This is a genomic window from Nonomuraea sp. NPDC049714 (assembly GCF_044465295.1).
Classification (GTDB): Bacteria; Actinomycetota; Actinomycetes; order Streptosporangiales; family Streptosporangiaceae; genus Nonomuraea.
The window spans coordinates 46,492-68,135 of the sequence record NZ_JBITLM010000022.1 but is presented as its reverse complement, the minus strand read 5'-3'; the positions used below and the strand labels follow the sequence as shown (position 1 = coordinate 68,135).

Here is a 21,644-nt window from a genome sequence, read left to right as displayed (position 1 = left end):
GCTCTGTGACACGTGGAGGTTGTCGTCATGACCATGCCGGCGGACAAGGTTCTCGACGCCCTGCGGGCCTCCCTCAAGGAGACGGACCGGCTGCGTCAGCGCAACCGGCAGCTGGCCGCCTCGTCGTGGGCGCCGATCGCGATCGTCGGCATGGGCTGCCGGTTCCCGGGTGGGGTGAACAACCCCGAAGAGCTCTGGGACCTGGTGGCCGCCGGCGGTGACGCGATCACCGCGTTCCCTGACGATCGCGGCTGGGAGGCAGTCGTCTCCGAGACCGAGACGAAGTACGTCCAGACCGGCGGATTCGTACAGGACGCGCCGCAGTTCGACGCCGGCTTCTTCGGCATCAGCCCGCGTGAGGCCCTGGCCATGGACCCGCAGCAGCGGATGCTGCTGGAGGTCACCTGGGAGACCCTTGAACAGGCCGGGATCGACCCGGCCGGTCTGCGCGGCTCGAAGACCGGTGTCTTCGCCGGAGGCACCAACTCCGGGTACGGCGTGAGCGTGGCCGGCATCGAGGGCACCGAGGGTTACATGCTCACCGGCGGCCTGACCGCCGTGATCTCCGGGCGGATCTCGTACACGCTGGGTCTTGAGGGACCGGCGGTGACGGTGGACACGGCCTGCTCGTCGGCGCTGGTCGCCCTGCACCTGGCCTGCCAGTCGCTGCGCTCGCAGGAGTGCTCGATGGCGCTGGTCGGCGCCGTGACCGTGCTGGCCAACCCCGACTCCTTCGCCGACTTCGCCGAGCAGGGCGGCCTGGCCGCGGACGGGCGCTGCAAGGCCTTCGCCGGCGCCGCCGACGGCATCGGCTGGAGCGAGGGCGCCGGGATGTTCCTGCTGGAACGGCTCTCCGACGCACGCCGCAACGGTCACCCGGTGCTGGCCGTGATCCGGGGCAGCGCCGTCAACCAGGACGGCGCCAGCAACGGGCTGTCCGCGCCCAACGGCCCGGCCCAGCGGCGGGTCATCCGGGACGCGCTGTCCAACGCCCGCCTGTCCCCGGCCGAGGTGGACGCGGTCGAGGCGCACGGCACCGGCACCGTTCTCGGCGACCCGATCGAGGCCCAGGCCATCCTGGCCACCTACGGGCGCGACCGGACCGCGGACCGCCCGCTCTGGCTCGGCTCGGTGAAGTCCAACGTCGGCCACACCGGAGCCGCCGCCGGGGCCGCCGGCCTGATCAAAATGGTGCAGGCTCTGCGTAACCGGCAGCTGCCCCGCACCTTGCACGTGGACGAACCCACCCCCCGGGTGGACTGGACGGCCGGCGAGGTCCGGCTGCTCACCGAACCGCGCCCCTGGAACCCCGAGGCCGACGACACCACAGGCAAGCCCCGGCCGCGCCGGGCCGGGATCTCCGCCTTCGGCATCAGCGGCACCAACGCTCACGTCGTCATCGAGGAAGCCCCGGAAGAGGCGGCCCCAACCGCCGACAACCCGGTGCCCACCGACAACCGGGCGCCCACCGGCAGCCCGGTGCCCGCCGAGAAAACAGTGCCTGCCGAGAGGCTCGCGGACGCAGGAGGAGCGGGTGGTGAGGCCGGCCCCGAAACCGTTGAGCCGCGGCCGAAGGTCCTCACCGGGGCGAGCGCGGCCTGGCTCGTGTCCGCTCGGACGGCCGGCGGGCTGGCCGCCCAGGCCACCCGGCTGGCTGAGTTCAGCGCCAGGAAGCCGGATCTGGACCCGGTCGACGTCGGCTGGTCGCTGGCCACGGCCCGTTCGCTGTTCGAGCATCGCGCGGTCGTCGTGGGCGCGGACCGTGACGCGTTGACCGCGAGCCTGGCCGCGCTCGCCACCGGCGCCCCGGCGGCCGGCCTGGTCAGCGGCTCGATTCCGGCCGGGGGGAGTGCCGGCCGGAAGGTGTTCGTGTTCCCTGGTCAGGGTGGTCAGTGGGTTGGTATGGGGCGGGAGTTGGCGGAGGCGAGTCCGGTTTTCGCGGCTCGGTTGGCTGAGTGTGGGGAGGCGTTGGCTCCGTACGTTGACTGGGATCTTGCTGAGGTGCTGGGGGATTCGGGGGTTTTGTCGCGGCTTGATGTGGTGCATCCGGTTTTGTGGGCTGTGATGGTGTCGTTGGCGGCGGTGTGGGAGGCGGCGGGGGTTCGTGCGGATGCGGTGATCGGTCATAGTCAGGGGGAGATCGCGGCGGCGTGTGTGGCGGGGGTGTTGTCGCTTTCGGATGGTGCGCGGGTGGTGGCTCGTCGGGGTCAGGCGATGATGGCGCTGGCCGGCCGGGGTGGCGTGTTGTCGATCGCTGCTTCCCTTGAAGTCGTTGAGGCTCGGTTGCGGGCTGGTGTGTCGGTGGCGACGGTGAACGGTCCTGAGGCTGTCACGGTGTCGGGTGCGGTGGATGCGTTGAGTTCGCTTGCGGCGGAGTGTGAGCGGGATGGTGTTCGGGCGCGGTTCGTGCCGATGGATTATGCGCCGCATGGTCCGCAGGTGGAGGGCGTCCGGGGTGAGGTGCTGGCTGCCTTGGAGGGGATTGTTCCTGGCCGGGCGGTGATTCCGATGGTTTCGGGGATGACCGGTGACTATCTGGATGGGTCTGAGGCGGGTCCGGGGTATTGGTATGCGAGTTTGCGTTCGACGGTGCAGTTCGCGCGGGGTGTGGAGCGGCTGGGTCGTGATGGTTATGGGGTGTTCGTTGAGGTTTCGCCGCATCCGGTGCTGACGACGGCGATGGCCGCCACGTTGGAGGAGGCGGGGATCGCGCCGGTGGTGACCGGCAGCCTGCGCCGGGATGACGGCGGTCCGGCCCGGCTGTTGGCTTCGCTGGCCGAGGTGCACGTCCGGGGCGTTCCCGTCGACTGGACCGCGGTGCTGCCCACCGGCCGGCGCGTCGACCTGCCCACCTACGCCTTCCAACGCCGGCGATTCTGGCCGTCGTCGCTGGGCGGAGGCGTGGGCGACCTGCGGTCGGCCGGCCTTAACTCGGTCGGTCACTCGCTGCTCGGCGCCGCGGTGGAGCTGGCCGACGGCGACGGTCTGGTCCTGACGGGGCGCTTGTCGGTACGGGCCCAGCCCTGGCTGGGCGATCACCTGGTCGGCGGGACGGCGTACTTCCCTGGGGCCGGCTACGTGGAGCTGGCGGTCGTCGCCGGTCACCTGGTCGGATGCACCCGGATCGACGAGCTGACGCTGGCCGACCCGTTGATGCTCCTCCCCGATGAGGAGGTGCGGATCCAGGTCACCGTGAGCGGGCCGGATCAGGACGGCCTGCGTGAGGTGGAGATCTTCGCCCGGTCGGCGGATGCCGGAGGCGAGTGGACCCGGCACGCGGCCGGACGAGTCGGTGCGGCGGCGCCGGCCGATGCGCACGCCGATGACCTTTCGGTCTGGCCGCCGGAGGACGCCGATCCGATCCCGCTCGACGGTCTGTATGAGGCGCTGGCGGCGGCAGGGCAGGACCTGGGACCGGCGTTCCGGGGATTGAACGCGGTCTGGCGGCGTGGCGACGACGTCTTCGCCGAGGTGGCGTTGCCGGAGCAGAACGCCACGAATGCGGCGGTCTTCGGCCTGCATCCGGCCGTGCTGGACGCGGCGCTGCAGGCGGTCTGGCTGACGTCGTCGGGTGACGCCGGGGCACGGATGCCGTTCGTCTGGTCGGATGTGTCCTTGTACGCGGCCGGTGCGACGATGTTGCGCGTCCGGTTGCGGCAGGACGTGAACGGCGCGGTGTCGCTGCTGGCCGTCGACGCGGCCGGGGCGCCGGTCGTCTCCGTCGGGTCGCTGGTGCTGCGGCCGGTGGAGGCGTCCCCGTCGGGGGCCGGTCACGCGCTGCGGGACGCGTTGTTCAGTGTGGAGTGGGTCCCCGTTCCGGTGTCGGGGGCACCGGTCGGGCGTTGGGGCGTCGTCGGCGCCGATTCCCTCGGGCTGGCGACGGGGCTGGCCGAAGCAGGGGTGGAGCTCAGCATCTACCCGGACCTTGCGTCGCTCACCGCCGCGGCCGAGTCCGGTGACCTCGTACCCGAGGTGGTGCTGCTGGGGATCGAGAGCGGCGAGTCCGCCCATGGCGACCAGGCACAGGCGGCCCGGCGGCTCACGGTCGAGGCGCTGGAGGCGGCGCAACACTGGCTGACACCGGCGTCGCTGCTCGACAGCCGTCTGGTGGTCGTCACCCGCGGCGCGATCGCGGCCCAGCCGGGCGAGGGCGTGACCGACCTGGGAGCGGCGGCGATCTGGGGCCTGCTGCGCTCGGCCCAGTCGGAGAACCCGGGCCGTTTCGTCTTGGTCGACCTTCCTGCCAGGGAAAATACCGAAAAAAGCGCAGAAAAGAACGAGGAGACACGCAGAAAAGAAGGCGCGGAAGGAAGCGCGACCGAGGGCGCCGGCGGGAGCGGGAGCGAGGGCGGGAGCGAGGGCGGGGGAGGAGGCGCGGGCGGGGGCGCGGACAGGACGGTGGCACCGCTGGTCTCTGTGGGCGTGCTGGCCGGTGCGCTCGCTTCCGCGGAGCCGGAACTGGCGGTTCGGGATCAGCGCGCTTACGGACGCCGCCTGGTCCGTCCGGCGTCCGTCCCGTGGTCCACGGACCCGACCGGAGAGTCCCCAGGGGCCCGCGCGGCCGGAGAACCCAGCGCGGCCGGAGAACCCAGCGCGGCCGCAGGACCCAGCGCGGCCGATGAGTTCGGCGAGGCCGGCGCGGGCGAGCGGGTTCCCGGTACGGTGCTGATCACCGGTGGTACGGGCACCCTGGCCGGTCTCACCGCGCGGCACCTCACCACCACCGGCCGGGCCCGGCAGCTGCTGCTGGCCAGCCGTTCCGGCCCGGCCGCCGCCGGGGTCGCCGCTCTGGCCGCCGACCTCGCCGAAGCCGGCGTTGGCGTACGGATCGCGGCGGCCGACGTCGCCGACCGGGCGGCCGTGGCCGGGCTGCTGGCGACGCTCCCCCGGACGCTCCCGCTGACCGGTGTCGTGCACACCGCCGGCATCGTCGACGACGGCGTGATCGGCTCACTCACCCCCGAACGCGTCGAGGCGGTGATGCGGCCGAAGACCGACCCGGCCTGGATCCTGCACCAGCTGACCGAGGGCTACGACCTGGACCTGTTCGTCCTGTTCTCCTCGGCCGCCGCCACCTTCGGCGGCCCCGGACAGGGCAACTACACGGCCGGTAACGCGTTCCTGGACGCCCTGGCCGCCCATCGCCGGGCCGCCGGTCTGCACGGTCTGTCGCTGGCCTGGGGAGCGTGGGTCACCGGAGCCGGCATCGGCCGGAACCTGAGCCATGGCCTGCTGGCCCGCGCCACCGGCGGCGGCACCGCCGAGCTGGGGGCCGAGGACGGCCTGCTCCTGCTCGACCTGGCCCTGAGCCGGGACGAGGCCCTGCTGGTGCCGTTCCGGCTGGACGTCGCCGGGCTCCGGGCCGCGGCTGTGCGCGGTGGGGCGCTGCCGCCGCTGCTGCACGGGCTGGCCGGGCCGATCCGCGCGGGAGTGACCCCGGCGGTGAACACCGGCGCCGGATCAGGGGCGATGCAGCGGCTGGCCCGGGTGCCGGCGGCCGAACGCGACCGGATCCTGACCCAGCTGGTCCGCTCCCATGTCGCCGCCGTCCTCGGCCACGCCTCGCCGGAGCTGATCGAGCCGAACCGGACCTTCGCCGAGCTCGGGTTCGACTCCCTCACCGCCGTCGAGCTGCGCAACCGGCTGAGCGCGGCCACCGGCCTGCGGCTGACCGCCACCCTTGTCTTCGACTATCCCACCGCGCACGCTCTGAGCGGCCACCTCGGCGAGCAGTTGGTCGGCGCCGGGGCGTCGGCCGCCCAGGTCCCGGCCGCAGCGGCGGCGGTGACCGGCGACCCGATCGCCATCGTCGGCATGGGCTGCCGGTTCCCCGGCGGCGTCGACAGCCCGGACGACATGTGGCGGATGCTCAGCACCGGCACGGACACGATCTCGCGGTTCCCCGCCGACCGGGGCTGGGACACCGCCGCCCTCTACGACCCGGACCCGGAGAACCTCGGCACCTCGTACACGAACGAAGGCGGATTCGTGGACGGCGCGGGCGAGTTCGACCCGGCGTTCTTCCGGATCAGCCCGCGCGAGGCCATCGCCATGGACCCGCAGCAGCGGCTGCTGCTGGAGACCTCCTGGGAGGCGCTGGAGCACGCCGGCATCGATCCGGCCTCGCTGCGCGGCTCGATGACCGGCGTCTTCGTCGGCGCCGCCGCGTCCGGATACTCGGCCCTGGGCGTGACCGGTGACGGCGCCGAGGGGCATCTGCTCACCGGGAACGTCCCCAGCGTGATCTCCGGCCGCGTCTCCTACACCCTCGGGCTGGAGGGCCCGGCGGTGACGGTCGACACGGCCTGCTCGTCGTCGCTGGTCGCCCTGCACCTGGCCGCCGCCGCGCTGCGGACGGGGGAGTGCTCGCTGGCGCTGGCCGGCGGCGTGATGATCATGGTCGACGCGGCCGAGTTCCTCAGCTTCGCCCAGCAGCGGGCGCTCGCCGCCGACGGCCGGTCGAAGGCGTTCTCCGACGGCGCCGACGGGATGGGGCTCGGCGAGGGCTCGGGCATGGTCGTCCTGGAACGGCTTTCCGACGCCCGCCGGAACGGGCACCCGGTCCTGGCCGTGGTGGCCGGCAGCGCGATCAACCAGGACGGCGCCTCCAACGGGCTGACCGCGCCGAACGGCCCCTCGCAGCAGCGGGTGATCCGGGCCGCCCTGGCCGGCGCGGGTCTGTCCGCCGCCGACGTGGACGCCGTCGAGGCGCACGGCACGGGAACGACCCTGGGCGACCCGATCGAGGCGCAGGCCCTGCTGGCCACCTACGGCCAGGACCGGCCCGAGGGGCGGCCGCTCTGGCTGGGCTCGGTGAAGTCGAACATCGGCCACGCCCAGCAGGCCGCGGGCGTGGCCGGGGTGATGAAGATGGTCCTCGCCCTGCGGAACGGCGAGCTGCCGGCCACCCTGCACGCCGCCGAGCCGTCCTCGCACATCGACTGGACCATGGGTGACGTCCGGCTCCTCACCGAGCCGGTGCCCTGGCCCGTCGGCGGCCGCCCCCGCCGGGCCGGCATCTCCTCCTTCGGCATCAGCGGCACCAACGCCCACCTGATCATCCAAGACCCCCCGCCCCCCGTCGCCACCCCCGCGCCGGCCCCGGACCCCCTGATCACGCACGCCCCGACGACGGCTTGGCTCGTCTCCGCCCAGACCCCGGCCGGTCTGGCCGCCCAGGCCGAGCGCCTGGTCACCCGCGTCAGCGCCGACCGGGAGCTGAACCCGGCCGACGTCGGCTGGTCCCTGGCCACCACCCGGTCCACGTTCGAGCATCGCGCCGTCGTCCTCGGCGGCACCCGGGACGACCTGCTGAGCGGACTGTCCGCCGTCGCCGCCGGTCACCCGGCTCCCGGCCTGGTCACCGGCGTGGCGGCCACGCCCGGCCCGACCGTGTTCGTCTTCCCCGGCCAGGGCTCGCAGTGGGCCGGCATGGGCCGGGACCTGGCCCGGACCAGCCCGGTCTTCGCCGCTCGGCTGGCCGAGTGCGAGCAGGCGCTGAGCCCTTACCTCGACTGGTCCCCGAGTGACGTCCTGGCCGGTGCGGAGGGCGCGCCCGGCCTGGACCGCGTCGACGTCGTACAGCCGTTGCTGTGGGCGGTGATGGTGTCCCTCGCCGCGGTCTGGCAGGCCGCCGGGGTCCGGCCGGACGCGGTCGTCGGTCACAGTCAGGGGGAGATCGCGGCGGCCGTGATCGCCGGGATCCTCACCCTGGACGATGCCGCGAAGGTCGTGGCACTGCGCAGCCAGGCGCTGACCGCGCTGTCCGGTCGCGGCGGCATGCTCTCGATCGCCGAGCCCGCCGGCCTGGTCGAGACCCGGCTGCTGTCCCGTACCGGACAGGTCGCGATCGCGGCCGTCAACGGCCCGGACGCGACCGTCGTCTCCGGCGACCCCGAGGCGTTACGGCAGGTCAGGGACGAGTGCGAGCGCGACGGCGTACGGGCGCGGATGCTGCCGGTCGACTACGCCTCGCACGGCCCCCAGGTGGATGCGTTGCGGGAGGAGATCCTGAGCCTGCTGGACGGGATCAGCCCGCGACCGGCCACCCTGCCGATGGTGTCGGCGATGACCGGCGAGCACCTGACCGGCCCTGAGGCCGGCGCGGAGTACTGGTACGCGAGTCTGCGCGCGCCTGTCCGGTTCGAACGCGCCATCAGGGCGCTGCGGGCGGGCGGCTACGGGACCTTCGTCGAGGTGTCGGCCCACCCCGTCCTGACCGCGGCCATCGGCGTCACTTTGGAGAGCATGGCCGACGGCAGCGGCCCGGCGCCCGTCGTGGCCGGGACGTTGCGTCGTGACGACGGCGGCCCCGCGCGCATGCTGGCCTCCCTGGCCGAGCTGCACGTCCGGGGCGTCGCCGTCGACTGGGCCGGGGTGCTGGGCGGCGGGGCCCGGGTCGACCTGCCCACGTACGCGTTCCAGCATCAGCGGTTCTGGCCGTTGCCGCCGGCGGCGGGAGCGGGGGATCTGCGCTCGGCGGGCCTGAGCTCGGTCGGCCACGCGCTGCTCGGCGCGGCGATCGAGCTGGCCGACGGCGACGGCCTGGTGATCACCGGACGGTTGTCGGCGCGGACCCAGCCGTGGCTGGGCGATCACGTTCTGGGCGGGACGGCGTTCTTCCCCGGCACGGGTTACGTGGAGCTGGCGGCGGTGGCCGGTCACCTGGTCGGGTGCACCCGGATCGACGAGCTGACCCTGGCCGCCCCGCTGGTTCTGCTCCCGGAGGAGGAGGTCCAGGTCCAGGTCACGGTGAGCGGCTCGGATCAGGACGGACTGCGGGATCTGGAGATCTTCGCCCGGGTACAGGACGCCGGCACGGGGTGGACCCGGCACGCGGCCGGGCGGGTGGGTCCTTCCGAGCCAGCGGTCGAGCTGGACACGGCCGACTTCGCGGTGTGGCCGCCGGAAGGCGCCACCCCGCTCGGGGTGGACGGTCTGTACGAGGCGCTGGCGGCGGCCGGGCAGGACTTCGGCCCCGCGTTCCAGGGATTGACCGCCGCCTGGCAGCGCGGCGACGACGTCTTCGCCGAAGTGGCGCTGCCGGACCGGACCGACACGAACGCGGCGATCTTCGGCCTGCACCCGGCCGTGCTGGACGCGGCGCTGCAGGCGGTCTGGCTGACGTCGTCGGGCGAAGGCGGTCCCAGGATGCCGTTCGTCTGGTCGGACGTGTCCCTGTACGCGGCGGGTGCGACGATGTTGCGGGCCCGGTTGCGGCAGGACGCGAACGGCGCGGTGTCGCTGCTGGCCGTCGACGCGGCCGGGGCGCCGGTCGTCTCCGTCGGGTCGCTGGTGCTGCGGCCGGTGGCCGCTTCCGCGCCGGGGGCCGGACCTGCGCTGCGGGACGCGCTGTTCGGCGTGGAGTGGGTCCCGGTCCCGAGCGTGATGCCGGCGGCGGTCGGGCGGTGCGCCGTGGTCGGTGCCGACTCCCTCGGCCTGACGCAGGATCTCGCCGCGGCCGGTATGGCTCCGGGCTCCTACCCCGACCTGTCCGCGCTGGCCGACTCCGGCGACCCGATCCCCGAGATGCTTCTGATCGCCGTCGGCACCGACGGCGCCGACCAGGGGCGGGCGGCCCGGCGGCTGACCAACGAGGTCCTGGCCCTGCTGCAGCTGTGGCTGACCCTGGACGCGATGGCCGACAGCCGCCTGGTCGTCGTCACGCGCGGCGCGGTCGCGGCCAGGCCCGGTGAGAACGTGACCGACCTGGCCGCCGCGGCGGTCTGGGGCCTGCTGCGGTCGGCCCAGTCGGAGAACCCCGGCCGCCTCACGCTGGTCGACCTGCCCGCGAACACGTACGAGAGCCTGGACGACGGCGACGGCGACGGCGACGGTGATGGCGGCGGCGATGGCGGCGGCGATGGCGGCGGCGATGGCGGCGCGCCGGTGACGGTCCCGAGCTCGGTGAGCGTGCTGGCCGGTGCGCTCGGTTCCGCCGAGCCGGAACTGGCCGTCCGGGATCAGCGTCTTCACGGCCGCCGCCTCACCCGCCCAGCAGGTTCCCCGGACTCGGCGGAACCGGCGCGGACGCCGGGCGCGGTGCTGATCACCGGCGGTACCGGCACGCTGGCGGGCCTGACCGCCCGGCATCTGGCCGCGACGGGCCGGGCGCGGCACCTGCTGCTGGTCAGCCGTTCCGGCCCGGCCGCCGCCGGTGCCGCCGCCGTGGCCGCCGGCATCGCCGAAGCGGGTGCCGACGTGCACGTCGTGGCCGCCGACGCCACCGACCGTGCCGCCGTGGCGGGCCTCCTGGCGGGAATCCCCAGGTCGTACGCGCTGACCGGGGTCGTGCACACCGCCGGGATCGTCGACGACGGCGTGATCGGGTCCCTGACCCCTGACCGGGTGGACGCCGTGATGCGGCCGAAGACCGACGCGGCCTGGATCCTGCACGAGCTGACCGAGGGGTTCGGGCTGGACCTGTTCGTCATGTTCTCCTCCGCCGCCGCCACGTTCGGCAGCGGCGGCCAGGGGAACTACGCGGCCGGTAACGCGTTCCTGGACGCCCTGGCCGCCCGCCGCCGCGCGGAGGGACTGCCTGGCCTGTCGCTGGCCTGGGGAGCGTGGGTCGCCGGGGCCGGCATCGGCCGGAACCTGAGCGAGGGGCTGCTGGCCCGCGCCACCGGCGGCGGCACCGCCGAACTGGGCGCCGACGAGGGGCTGGCCGTGTTCGACCTGGCGTTGAGCCGGGACGAGGCTCTGCTGGTGCCGTTCCGGCTGGACGTCGCCGGGCTCCGGGCGGTGGCCGCGCGCGGTGGGGCGCTGCCGCCGCTGCTGCACGGGCTGGCCGGGCCGATCCGCGCGGGGGTGGCCTCGGCGGTGAACGCCGGCGCCGGGTCCAGCGCGCTGCGGCAGCAGCTGGCCCGGGTGCCGGTGCCCGAACGCGACCGGCTGCTGATCCAGCTGGTCCGCACCCATGTCGCGGCCGTGCTGGGGCACGCGTCGCCGGAGCTGATCGAGCCCGGCCGGGCGTTCAGCGATCTGGGCTTCGACTCGCTCACCGCCGTGGACCTGCGCAACCGGCTGAACGAGGCCACCGGGCTGCGGCTGCCGGCCACCCTCGTCTTCGACTACCCGACCACGGCCGTCCTGGCCGGGCACCTGGCCGCCGAACTCCTCGGCGTCCTGGTCCAGGACACGTCCGTCCCGGCGATCAGCGCGCCCGTGACGGGAGAGCCGATCGCCATCGTGGCGATGGGCTGCCGCTTCCCCGGCGGCATCCACGACCCCGAAGGGCTGTGGGAGCTGCTCTCCGCCGGCAAGGACGCGATCAGTCACCTGCCCGGCGACCGCGGCTGGAATCTCGAGGCCCTGTACGACCCCGATCCGGACAAAGCCGGCACGTCCTACGCCCGCTCGGGCGGATTCGTGCACGACGCGGCCGAGTTCGACCCCGGCTTCTTCGGGATCAGCCCGCGCGAGGCCCAGGCGATGGACCCGCAGCAGCGGCTGCTGCTGGAGGTCTGCTGGGAGGCCCTGGAGCGCGCCGGCATCGATCCGAGCTCGCTGCGCGGATCGCCCACCGGGGTCTTCGCCGGCGGATCGTCGTGGGGTTACGGCGCGTCCGGTGGGGGCGGCTCCGAAGGGCACCTGATGACCGGCGCCTCGACCAGCGTCATCTCGGGACGCGTCTCCTACACGCTCGGTCTGGAGGGTCCGGCGGTGACGGTGGACACGGCGTGTTCGTCGGCGTTGGTGGCGATGCATCTGGCCGCGTCCGCGTTGCGGGCGGGGGAGTGTTCGTTGGCGTTGGCCGGTGGTGTCACGATCATGGCGACGCCGGGGGCGTTGGTCGGGTTCTCCCGGCAGCGTGGTCTGGCCGAGGACGGCCGGTGCAAGGCGTTCTCGGCGTCGGCGGACGGCATGGGGATGGCCGAGGGCGCCGGGATGATCCTGCTGGAGCGGCTGTCGGACGCTCGCCGCAACGGGCATCCGGTTTTGGCCGTGATGCGGGGCAGTGCGGTGAACCAGGACGGCGCCTCGAACGGGCTGACCGCGCCGAACGGTCCGTCTCAGCAGCGGGTGATCCGGGCGGCGCTGGCCAACGCGCGGTTGTCGGCCGTGGATGTCGACGTGGTGGAGGCGCACGGCACCGGTACGACGCTGGGCGACCCGATCGAGGCGCAGGCCCTGCTGGCGACGTACGGGCAGGACCGGCCGGAGGGTCGGCCGTTGTGGCTCGGCTCGGTGAAGTCCAACCTCGGGCACACCCAGAGCGCGGCCGGCGCCGCCGGGGTGATGAAGATGGTCCTCGCCCTGCACCATCAGGAACTGCCGCTCAGCCTGCACACGGACGAGCCGGCGAGCAACATCGACTGGTCTGCCGGGGACGTCCGGCTCCTGGCCGAGGCCAGACCATGGCCGGCTGGCGATCGGGTCCGGCGGGCGGGGGTGTCGTCGTTCGGGATCAGCGGCACCAACGCCCACCTCGTCATCGAGGAAGCCGCACCACCCGAGGAGAACCCCGAGCCGGCCGAACCGTCGGTGCTGTCGGACGGCGCAGCCTGGCTGGTGTCCGGCCGCACCGCCGCCGGCCTGGCCGAGCAGGCGGCCCGGCTGGCCGAGTTCGTCGGCACGGACGGGACCGCCAAGGCCGCCGGCATCGCGGACATCGGGTGGTCGCTGGCCACGACCCGGTCGGCGTTCGAGCACCGGGCCGTCGTCGTGGGGCGGAGCCGGGAGGAGCTGCTGTCCGGGCTGACGGCGGTCGCGACCGGCCATCCGTCGGCCGGTGCCGTGACCGGGACGCTACCGGCCGGTGGAGGTGGCGGCCGAGTGGTGTTCGTGTTCCCGGGACAGGGGTCGCAGTGGGCCGGGATGGGCCGGGAGCTGGCGGCCTCGTCGCCGGTGTTCGCGGCCCGGCTGGCCGAGTGCGGTCGGGCGCTCGCCCCGTACGTGGACTGGTCGCTGGACGACGTGCTCCACGGCCGGGAAGGCGCGCCGGACCTGGACCGGGTCGACGTGGTCCAGCCCGCTCTGTGGGCGATCATGGTGTCGCTGGCGGCGGTGTGGCAGGCCGCCGGGGTGCACCCCGACGCCGTGCTCGGGCACTCCCAGGGCGAGATCGCCGCCGCGTACGTGGCCGGGATCCTGTCGCTGGAGGACGCCGCCCGCATCGTGGCCCTGCGCAGCCGCGCGCTGACCGCGCTGTCCGGGCGCGGCGGCATGCTGTCGCTCGCCGAGTCCGCCGGAGCGGTCGAGGCCCGGCTGGTCGCGCGGGCCGGCCGGGTGGACATCGCCGCGGTCAACGGCCCGGACGCCACCGTCGTCTCCGGTGACCCCGACGCCCTGGACGAGCTCGCCGCCGAGTGTGAGGCGGCCGGGATCCGGGCCCGCCGGCTCCCCGTCGACTACGCCTCCCACGGCCCGCAGGTCGAGGAACTCCGCGACGAGATCCTCACCCAGCTGGCGCCGATCACCCCACGGCCCGGCCGGATCCCCATGGCGTCGGCCATGACCGGCGAGATCCTGGAGGGAACCGAGGCCGACGCCGGCTACTGGTACGCCAGCCTGCGCGCCCCGGTCCAGTTCTCCGAGGCCGTCCAGATGCTGGGGGACGCCGGGTACACGGTCTTCGTCGAGACCTCCGCGCATCCGGTCCTGACCACCGCCGTCCAGGCCACCCTCGACGACCCCGGCCCCGACCAGCCTTCCGGCACAGGCGGCGACCGGGTGGTCACCGGCACCCTCCGTCGGGACGACGGCGGCCCGGACCGGGTCCTGGCCGCCCTCGCCGAGGCGCACGCGCACGGCGTCGTCGTCGACTGGCCGAAGGTGCTCCCCGCCGCCCGCCGGATCGCCCTGCCGACCTACGCCTTCCAGCACGAGCGGTACTGGTACCGGCCGGCCCTGCCCGGTGCCGGGGACGTCAGCTCGGCCGGGCTCGACCCGGTCGGCCACCCGCTGCTCGGCGCCGCGGTCGAGCTCGCCGACGCCCACGGACTGGTCGTCACCGGACGCCTCAGCCTCGCCGAGCAGCCATGGCTCGCCGAACCCGCGGCGGCCGCGACCGTGCTCACCGAACTCGCGGTCGTGGCCGGCTATCAGGTCGGCTGCCCCCGGATCGCCGAACTCACCCCGGCCGAGCCGCTGGTGATCGAGCCGGGCGCGCCGCTGCAGGTCCAGGTCGTCCTCGGCGACCCGGACGACGACGGGCGGCGTACAGTCGAGATCTACGCCCGGCGCGCCCGCTCCGACGAACCCTGGACCCGGTACGCCGAGGGGCGGCTCGACCAGGACCGGCCCGCCGACGCGTCACTGTCCGGCGCCTACACGATCTGGCCGCCGACCGGCGCGACCCCGCTCGTCAGCGGTGACGACGACGCCTCGGACGGCCCGCTCCGATCCGCCTGGCGGGACGGGGACGACGTCCTCGCCGAGCTCTCGCTGCCCGACGAGGCCTCGGGCGCGGCGACGTACGGCCTGCACCCGGCCCTGCTGGCCGCGCTCCCGGACGTCGTCGCGGTCGCCGGGGACGGCTGGCCCGCCGCCGATCCGGCCGAGATCCTCCTGCCGTCCGGCTGGACCGGGATGACCCTGCACGCCGCCGGCGCCTCGACCCTGCGGGCCCGGCTCAGCCGCCCCGCCGACGCCCGGCCCGGCGACGGGCGACTGTCGCTGGTCGCGGTCGACGCCACCGGCGCCCCGGTGCTGTCGGTGGAATCCCTGACGCTGCGGCCGGTCCCGGCCGAGAGACTGCGGACCGGCGCCGGTCGTACGCGCGACGCGATGTTCGGCGTGGACTGGGTGCCCGTGCCCGTGCCGGTTACGGACGCCGCCCCGGCAGGTCGCTGGGCCGTCGTCGGCGACGACCGGCTCGGCCTCACCGGCGCGCTGACCGCCGCCGGGGTCGACGCCGAGGCCCACACCGACCTCGCCACCCTCGTCGAAACCGGCGAACCGGGCCCCGACGTGGTGCTGGCCTGCATCGGAGACACCGGGGCGGGCGATGAAGACACCGCCCAGGCCGCCCGCCGGACCACCGTCGAGGCGCTCGAACTGATCCAGCGGTGGCTGGCCCTGGACGCCCTGGACGAGGCCCGGCTGGTCATCGTCAGTCGCGGCGCCGTCGCCACCGGGCCCGGCGACGCGGTCACGGACCTTCCGGCGGCCGCCGCCTGGGGCCTCATCCGCTCCGCCCAATCCGAGCACCCCGGCCGCCTGATCCTCGCCGACCTGCCGTCTTCCCGGACCGTCGCCGAGCCCGCCGAGCCCGCCGAGCCCGCCGAGCCCGCCGACAGCGCCGACACCGCCGAGCCCGCCGAGCCCGCTGACACCGCCGAAAGCGCTGGGACCGCCGAAAGCGGCGAAAGCGCCCGGAATGCCGAAAGCGATGAAAGCGCCGAGACCGCCGAGGCGATCGGCGTGCTCGCGGCCGCTCTCGGCTCGGCCGAACCCGAACTGGCCATCCGCGCGGGCCGTGCCCACGCCCGCCGTCTCACCCGCCGCACCGCGACCCCCGCCCCGGCGCAGCCAGGCGACCTGGTTGGGCTCGTAGCTGCGACGAGGCCGCGGGACGTGGCGGGGACCGTAGCTGCGGCGATGCCGGGCGACGTGGCGGAGACCGTAGCCGCGACGAGGCCGCACGTCGCGGCTGGGACCGTGCTGGTCACCGGTGGGACCGGGACGCTGGCCGGGCTGGTCGCGCGGCATCTGGTCGAGACCGGTCGGGCCGGGCGGCTGCTCCTGGTGAGCCGGAGCGGCCCGCTGGCCGCCGGCGCCGCCGCGCTGGCCGCCGGACTGGCCGGATCAGGGGCCGGCGTACGGATCGTCGCCTGTGACGTCGTCGATCCGTACGCCCTGGCCGGTCTGCTGGCCGGGACCCCGCTGACCGGCGTGGTCCACACCGCCGGGGTGCTCGACGACGGCGTCATCGATTCGCTGACCGCAGAGCGCGTCGACGCCGTCATGCGGCCCAAGGTGGACGCCGCCTGGCACCTGCACCGGCTCACCGCCGAGCTGGACCTTGACTTCTTCGCCCTGTTCTCCTCGGCGGCCGCGACGTTCGGCGCCGCCGGGCAGGGCAACTACGCGGCCGGGAACGCCTTCCTGGACGCCCTGGCCGCCCACCGGCGGGCCGCCGGTCTGCCCGCCGTCTCACTGGCCTGGGGGCTGTGGGCGGACGCCAGCGGCTTGACCAGCCACCTCAGCGCCGGCGACCGCGACCGGATGACCCGTGGCGGGGTCGGCGCGATGGCCGCCGACGAGGGGCTGGCGCTGCTGGACCTGGCCCTGACCCTGGACGACGCCCTGCTGGTCCCGGCCCGGCTGAACGTGGCCGCGTTGCGCGCCCAGGTCGCGCAGGCCGGCACCAACGCCCTGGTCCCGGCCCTGCTCCGGACCCTGTCCGGCGGCTCGAACCGCGCGCTCGCGGCGGGCGGGAAGGCGGGGGAGGCGCTCCGGGCGCAGCTGGCCGCCCTGTCCCCGGCCGAGGCGGACCGTACGCTGACAGACCTGATCCGCGCCCACGCCGGGGCCGTGCTCGGACACGGCCCGACCGGGGTGATGGAGACCGGCCGGGCCTTCCGGGACGTCGGATTCGACTCGCTGACGGCCGTCGAGCTGCGCAACCGGCTGGCCGCCGTCACCGGGCTGAAACTCCCGGTGACCTTGATCTTCGACTACCCGACGCCGGCGGCGCTGGCCGCCCACCTGCGCGCCGAGCTCCAGCAGCAGGGCCGGCCAGGCCAGCGCCAAGGGGCCCGGCCGGAGTTTCCCGCCGTGGCCGCCGCGGCCCCGGACGAGGCGATCGCGATCGTCGGCATCGGCTGCCGGTTCCCCGGCGGCGCCGACAACCCCGAGCACTTCTGGGAGCTGCTGAGAACCGGTACCGATGCCATCGCGGGATTCCCGACGGACCGGGGCTGGGACACCGACGCCGTCTACGCCGCCGACGCGGGCGGCGGAGCCTCCACCACCCGGCTCGGCGGGTTCCTCTACGACGCGGGCGAGTTCGACCCGGGCTTCTTCGGGATCAGCCCCCGTGAGGCGATCGCCATGGACCCGCAGCAGCGGCTGCTGCTGGAGACCTCGTGGGAGGCCCTGGAACGGGCCGGGATCGACCCGGTGACCCTGCGGGGCAGCGCGACCGGCGTCTTCGCGGGCGGATACGGCGGCTCCTGGTACGGCATCGGCCAGGAGGGCTACGGCACCACCGGCAGCGCGGGCAGCGTCATCTCCGGCCGGGTGTCGTACGCGCTCGGGCTGGAGGGCCCGGCGGTGACCGTGGACACGGCCTGCTCCTCCTCCCTGGTGGCCATCCACCTGGCCGCCCAGGCGCTGCGGTCCGGGGAGTGCACGCTCGCGCTGGCCGGCGGCGCCACCGTGATGGCGACGCCGGGGCTGTTCACCGAGTTCTCCCGCCAGGGCGGGCTCGCCACCGACGGGCGCTGCAAGTCCTTCAGCGCCTCGGCGGACGGCACCGGCTGGGGCGAGGGCGCCGGGATCATCCTGCTGGAACGGGTCTCCGACGCGCGGCGGAACGGGCACCGGATCCTGGCCGTGATCCGCGGCAGCGCGGTGAACCAGGACGGCGCCTCGAACGGGCTCACCGCGCCGAACGGTCCGTCCCAGCAGCGGGTGATCCGGGCCGCCCTGGCCAACGCCCGGCTGCGGGCGGGCGACGTGGACGCGGTCGAGGCGCACGGGACGGGGACCGTACTGGGGGATCCGATCGAGGCGCAGGCGCTGCTGGCGACGTACGGGCAGGACCGGCCGGAGGGCCGGCCGGTGTGGCTGGGGTCGGTGAAGTCGAACATCGCGCACACCGGCGCCGCCGCCGGCGTGGCGGGTGTGATCAAGATGGTGCTGGCGCTGGAGAACGAGGTCCTGCCGCGCACCCTGCACGCGGACGAGGCGTCCCCGCACGTGGACTGGAGCATGGGCGAGGCCCGGCTGCTGACCGAGCCGACGGCCTGGCCGGTGGGTGAGCGTCCGCGCCGCGCCGGGGTGTCGGCATTCGGGATCAGCGGCACCAACGCCCATCTGATCATCGAGGAGGCGCCGGACGCGTCGGCGCGGTACGACGCGGTCGCCGTCCCGGACGGCGGCGCGAGCGCGCCGCAGGTGCTTCGGGACGCTCCCCTGGCCTGGCTGCTCTCGGCCCGGACGGTGGACGCCCTGGCGGGACAGGCGCGGCGGCTGGCGGTGCGGGCGCGCGACGGTGCGGGCGTGGACCCGGTCGATGTGGCCTGGTCTCTGGCCACGACCCGGTCGGTGTTCGAGCACAGGGCTGTGGTGCTGGGCGCGGACCCGGCCGAGTTGCTGTCGGGTTCGATGGCACTGGCCGCGGGCGAGCGGGCGGGCAACGTGCTTTCTGGTGCGGTTCCGGCCGACCGGACGGGCCGCGTCGGGTTCCTGTTCGCCGGGCAGGGGGCGCAGCGGGCCGGGATGGGCAGGGAACTGTACGCGGCCAGCCCGGTGTTCGCGGCGGCCTTCGATCGGGTGGTCGAGGTGCTGGAAGCCGAGCTGGGGCTGGCCATCAGGGACGTCGTGCTCAGCGCTCCCGATGTGCGTGACCTGAACGGCGTCTCTCCTGGGGGTGACACGCTGAACGCGGTCCGCGCCGATCAGACCCTGTACGCCCAGACCGGGTTGTTCGCGGTGGAGATGGGTCTGGTGGCGTTGCTGGCGGCGGCCGGGATCGTACCGGATGTGGTGGCCGGTCATTCCGTGGGGGAGATCGCGGCGGCGTATGCGGCCGGGGTGCTGACCCTCGAAGGCGCGTGCGCGTTGGTGGCGAGGCGGGCCCGGCTCATGCAGGGGCTGCCGCTGGGCGGGGGGATGGCGGCGATCGCGGCGAGCGAGGCCGAGGTCGCGGCTGAGCTGGAGAGCGTGCCCGGGGTGTCGCTGGCGGCGGTGAACGGGCCCGCCTCGGTGGTCGTCTCGGGTGATGAGGCCGCCGTCGACCGGTTGGTGGAGGTGTGGCGGGAGCGGGGCCGCCGGGTGCGCCGGTTGCGGGTGAGTCACGCGTTCCACTCGGCGCGGATGGACCCGGTGCTGGATGAGCTGGACGAGGTGGCCGCCGGTCTGGAACACGCGGCCCCGAAGGTCGCGTGGGTGGGCGCCCTGTCGGGCGAGCTGATCGCGGCCCCGGAGACCGGGTACTGGGCGGCTCAGGCGCGCCAGCCGGTCCGGTTCGCCGACGCGGTCACCACGATGGCGGCTCAAGGCGTCTCGACGTTCATCGAGATCGGCCCGGACGGAACCCTCTCCGCGATGGGATCGGCGGCGCTCACCCTCCCCGGCGCCGACGACACGGACTTCCTCCCGATGCTCCGCCCCGACACGCCGGCCTCGACCTCGGTCATGACCGCGCTCGGCCGCGCGCACGCCCGGGGGGTGGAGGTGGACTGGACCGCCGTCCTGCCCACCGGACGGCGGATCGACCTGCCGACCTACGCCTTCTCCCGTAAGCGTTTCTGGGCCGAGGCGCCGGCGATCCCGGCCGGGAGCGGGACGGCGGCGGAGGCGCAGTTCTGGGCCGCGGTCGAGCAGGGAGACCTGGCCGGTCTGGCCGGCGCCTTGGACGTGGACGCGCAACGGCCGTTCAGCGAGGTGCTGCCCGTGCTGGCGTCGTGGCGGCAGCGCGACCGGGTGACGTCGGCGGCCGAGGACTGGCGCCATGGCATCACCTGGGTACCGATCTCCGATCCGGAACCGGTCGCGCTGACCGGGACCTGGCTCCTGGTGACGGGTCCGGCCGGGCTCGGCCTGGCCGGTGACTGCGTGCGGATGCTGGCCGACCGGGGCGCGACGGCGATTCAGGTCGAGGTGGGCGCGTGCGATGCGGACCGGGAGACGCTGGGCGCCCGGCTGAGCGAGGTCCGGTCCGCGCACACGGCCGACGGGCCGGCGCCGTCGATCAGCGGGGTGCTGTCGCTGCTGGCTTTGGAGGAGGCGTCGCTGCCGGGGTTCGCGTCGGTGCCGGCGGGGCTGGCCGCTACTCAGGGGCTGATTCAGGTGCTCGGGGATGCCGGTGTGGCCGCGCCGTTGTGGGTGGTGACGCGGTCGGCGGTGGCGGTCGCGCTGGGGGAGAGTCTGACCAGTCCGGTGCAGGCGCAGGTGTGGGGGCTGGGCCGGGTGGCGGCGCTGGAGCACCCGGATCGGTGGGGTGGCCTGATCGATGTGCCGCAGGAGTCGACCGATCGCGTCGCGTCCCGGCTGGGCGCGGTGCTGGCCGGGTGCGGCGAGGATCAGGTGGCGATCCGGGGCGCGGGGATCATGGCTCGGCGGCTGGTCCGCGGCCCGCGGCCGGGTGGTGGCCGTTCGTGGGCGCCTCGCGGTGCTGTCCTGGTGACAGGTGGGACCGGGGCGCTCGGCGGGCGGGTGGCCCAGTGGTTGCCGGGACGCGGCGCTTCACGGGTGGTGCTGTCCAGCCGCTCGGGTCCGGCGGCGGCCGGTGCCGCCACGCTGGCCGCCACGCTGGCGGCGGCCGGGACCCGGGCCGAGGTGGTCGCCTGTGACACCGCCGAGCGGGCGGAGGTGGCCGGGCTGCTGGCCTGGATCGGTTCCGGTGGTGCGCCGTTGAGCGCCGTCTTCCACGCCGCGGGGACGGAGCGGGGCGGCCCGTTGCAGGTGGGCGGCCCCGAGGAACTGGCCGCGAATCTGGCGCCCAAGGCGTCCGGGGCGGAGCACCTGGACGAGCTCACGGCCGGCCTCGACCTGGACGCGTTCGTGTTGTTCTCCTCGATCGCCGCCGTGTGGGGCAGCGGGCATCAGTCCGCCTATGCCGCCGCCAACGCCTACCTCGACGCGCTGGCCGAGAACCGCCGGGCACGCGGTCTGACGGCCACGTCCGTGGCCTGGGGCCTGTGGGGCGGTGGTGGGATGGGAGCCCGGGACGGGGGCGAGGCCGCGGCGCAGATGGCGCGGATGGGCATCCGGGCGATGGACCCCGATCAGGCGATCGGCGCCCTGGCCGCGACGCTGGACGGCGGCCAAGGGCTGGTGACGGTCGCCGACATCGATTGGGAGCGGTTCGTCCCGGTCTTCACCTTGCGCCGGCCCAGTCCGTTGATCGGTGATCTGCCCGAGGCCCGTCAGGTCCTGCACGCCGGCGCCGCGGATGGTGAGGTCACGGAGGCGGCGCGCAGCCCGCTGGGTGAGCGCCTGGCCGCCGTCTCACCCGCGGAGCGGGATCGTATCCTGACCGACCTGGTCCGGGCCGAGGTCGCGGCCGTCCTCGGACACGAGTCCCCGGACTCCGTCGGCGCCAGACAGGCCTTCCAGGACCTGGGGTTCGACTCCCTCACCGCGGTCGAACTGCGCAACCGGCTGTCCACGGCCACCGCCATGCGGCTGCCCGCCACGCTGATCTTCGACTACCCGACCCCCACCGCGCTGGCCCGGCATCTGCAGTCGGAACTCGTCCCGTCGGCCGGCGACAGCGGCACCGAGAACGCCGAAGAGGCCGAACTCAGGAAGGTCCTGTCGTCGGTCCCCCTCAGCCTGCTGAGAAGTGCCGGACTGCTCGAACCCCTTCTCGAGCTGGCCGATGTCGCGGACGGCGCGCCAGAACCGGACGAGGAATCCGTGAGCATCGAGGAGATGGACGTCGCCGATCTGATCAGGATCGCCCGCGACCGGTCCGGCTCCGAAGAACTCCTCTGACGCCCCGAGCCCGGATCGTCTCGAACGCACGG

Annotated in this window: 1 protein-coding gene; it reads left to right on the top strand. The window is 74.5% G+C overall.

Annotation, left to right across the window (positions count from 1 at the left end; all coding sequences use genetic code 11):
• Nucleotides 1-27: 27 nt before the first annotated feature.
• Nucleotides 28-21,612 carry a type I polyketide synthase gene (locus tag ACIBQX_RS48275; protein WP_397017138.1) on the top strand — a complete coding sequence of 7,195 codons (21,585 nt, stop codon included), beginning with the start codon at nt 28-30 and terminating at the stop codon, nt 21,610-21,612.
• Nucleotides 21,613-21,644 lie beyond the last annotated feature (32 nt).

Excerpts from the sequence above, each read along its gene's own strand:
- ACIBQX_RS48275 (WP_397017138.1), top strand. The coding sequence starts at position 28 with ATGACCATGCCGGCGGACAAGGTTCTCGACGCCCTGCGGGCCTCCCTC.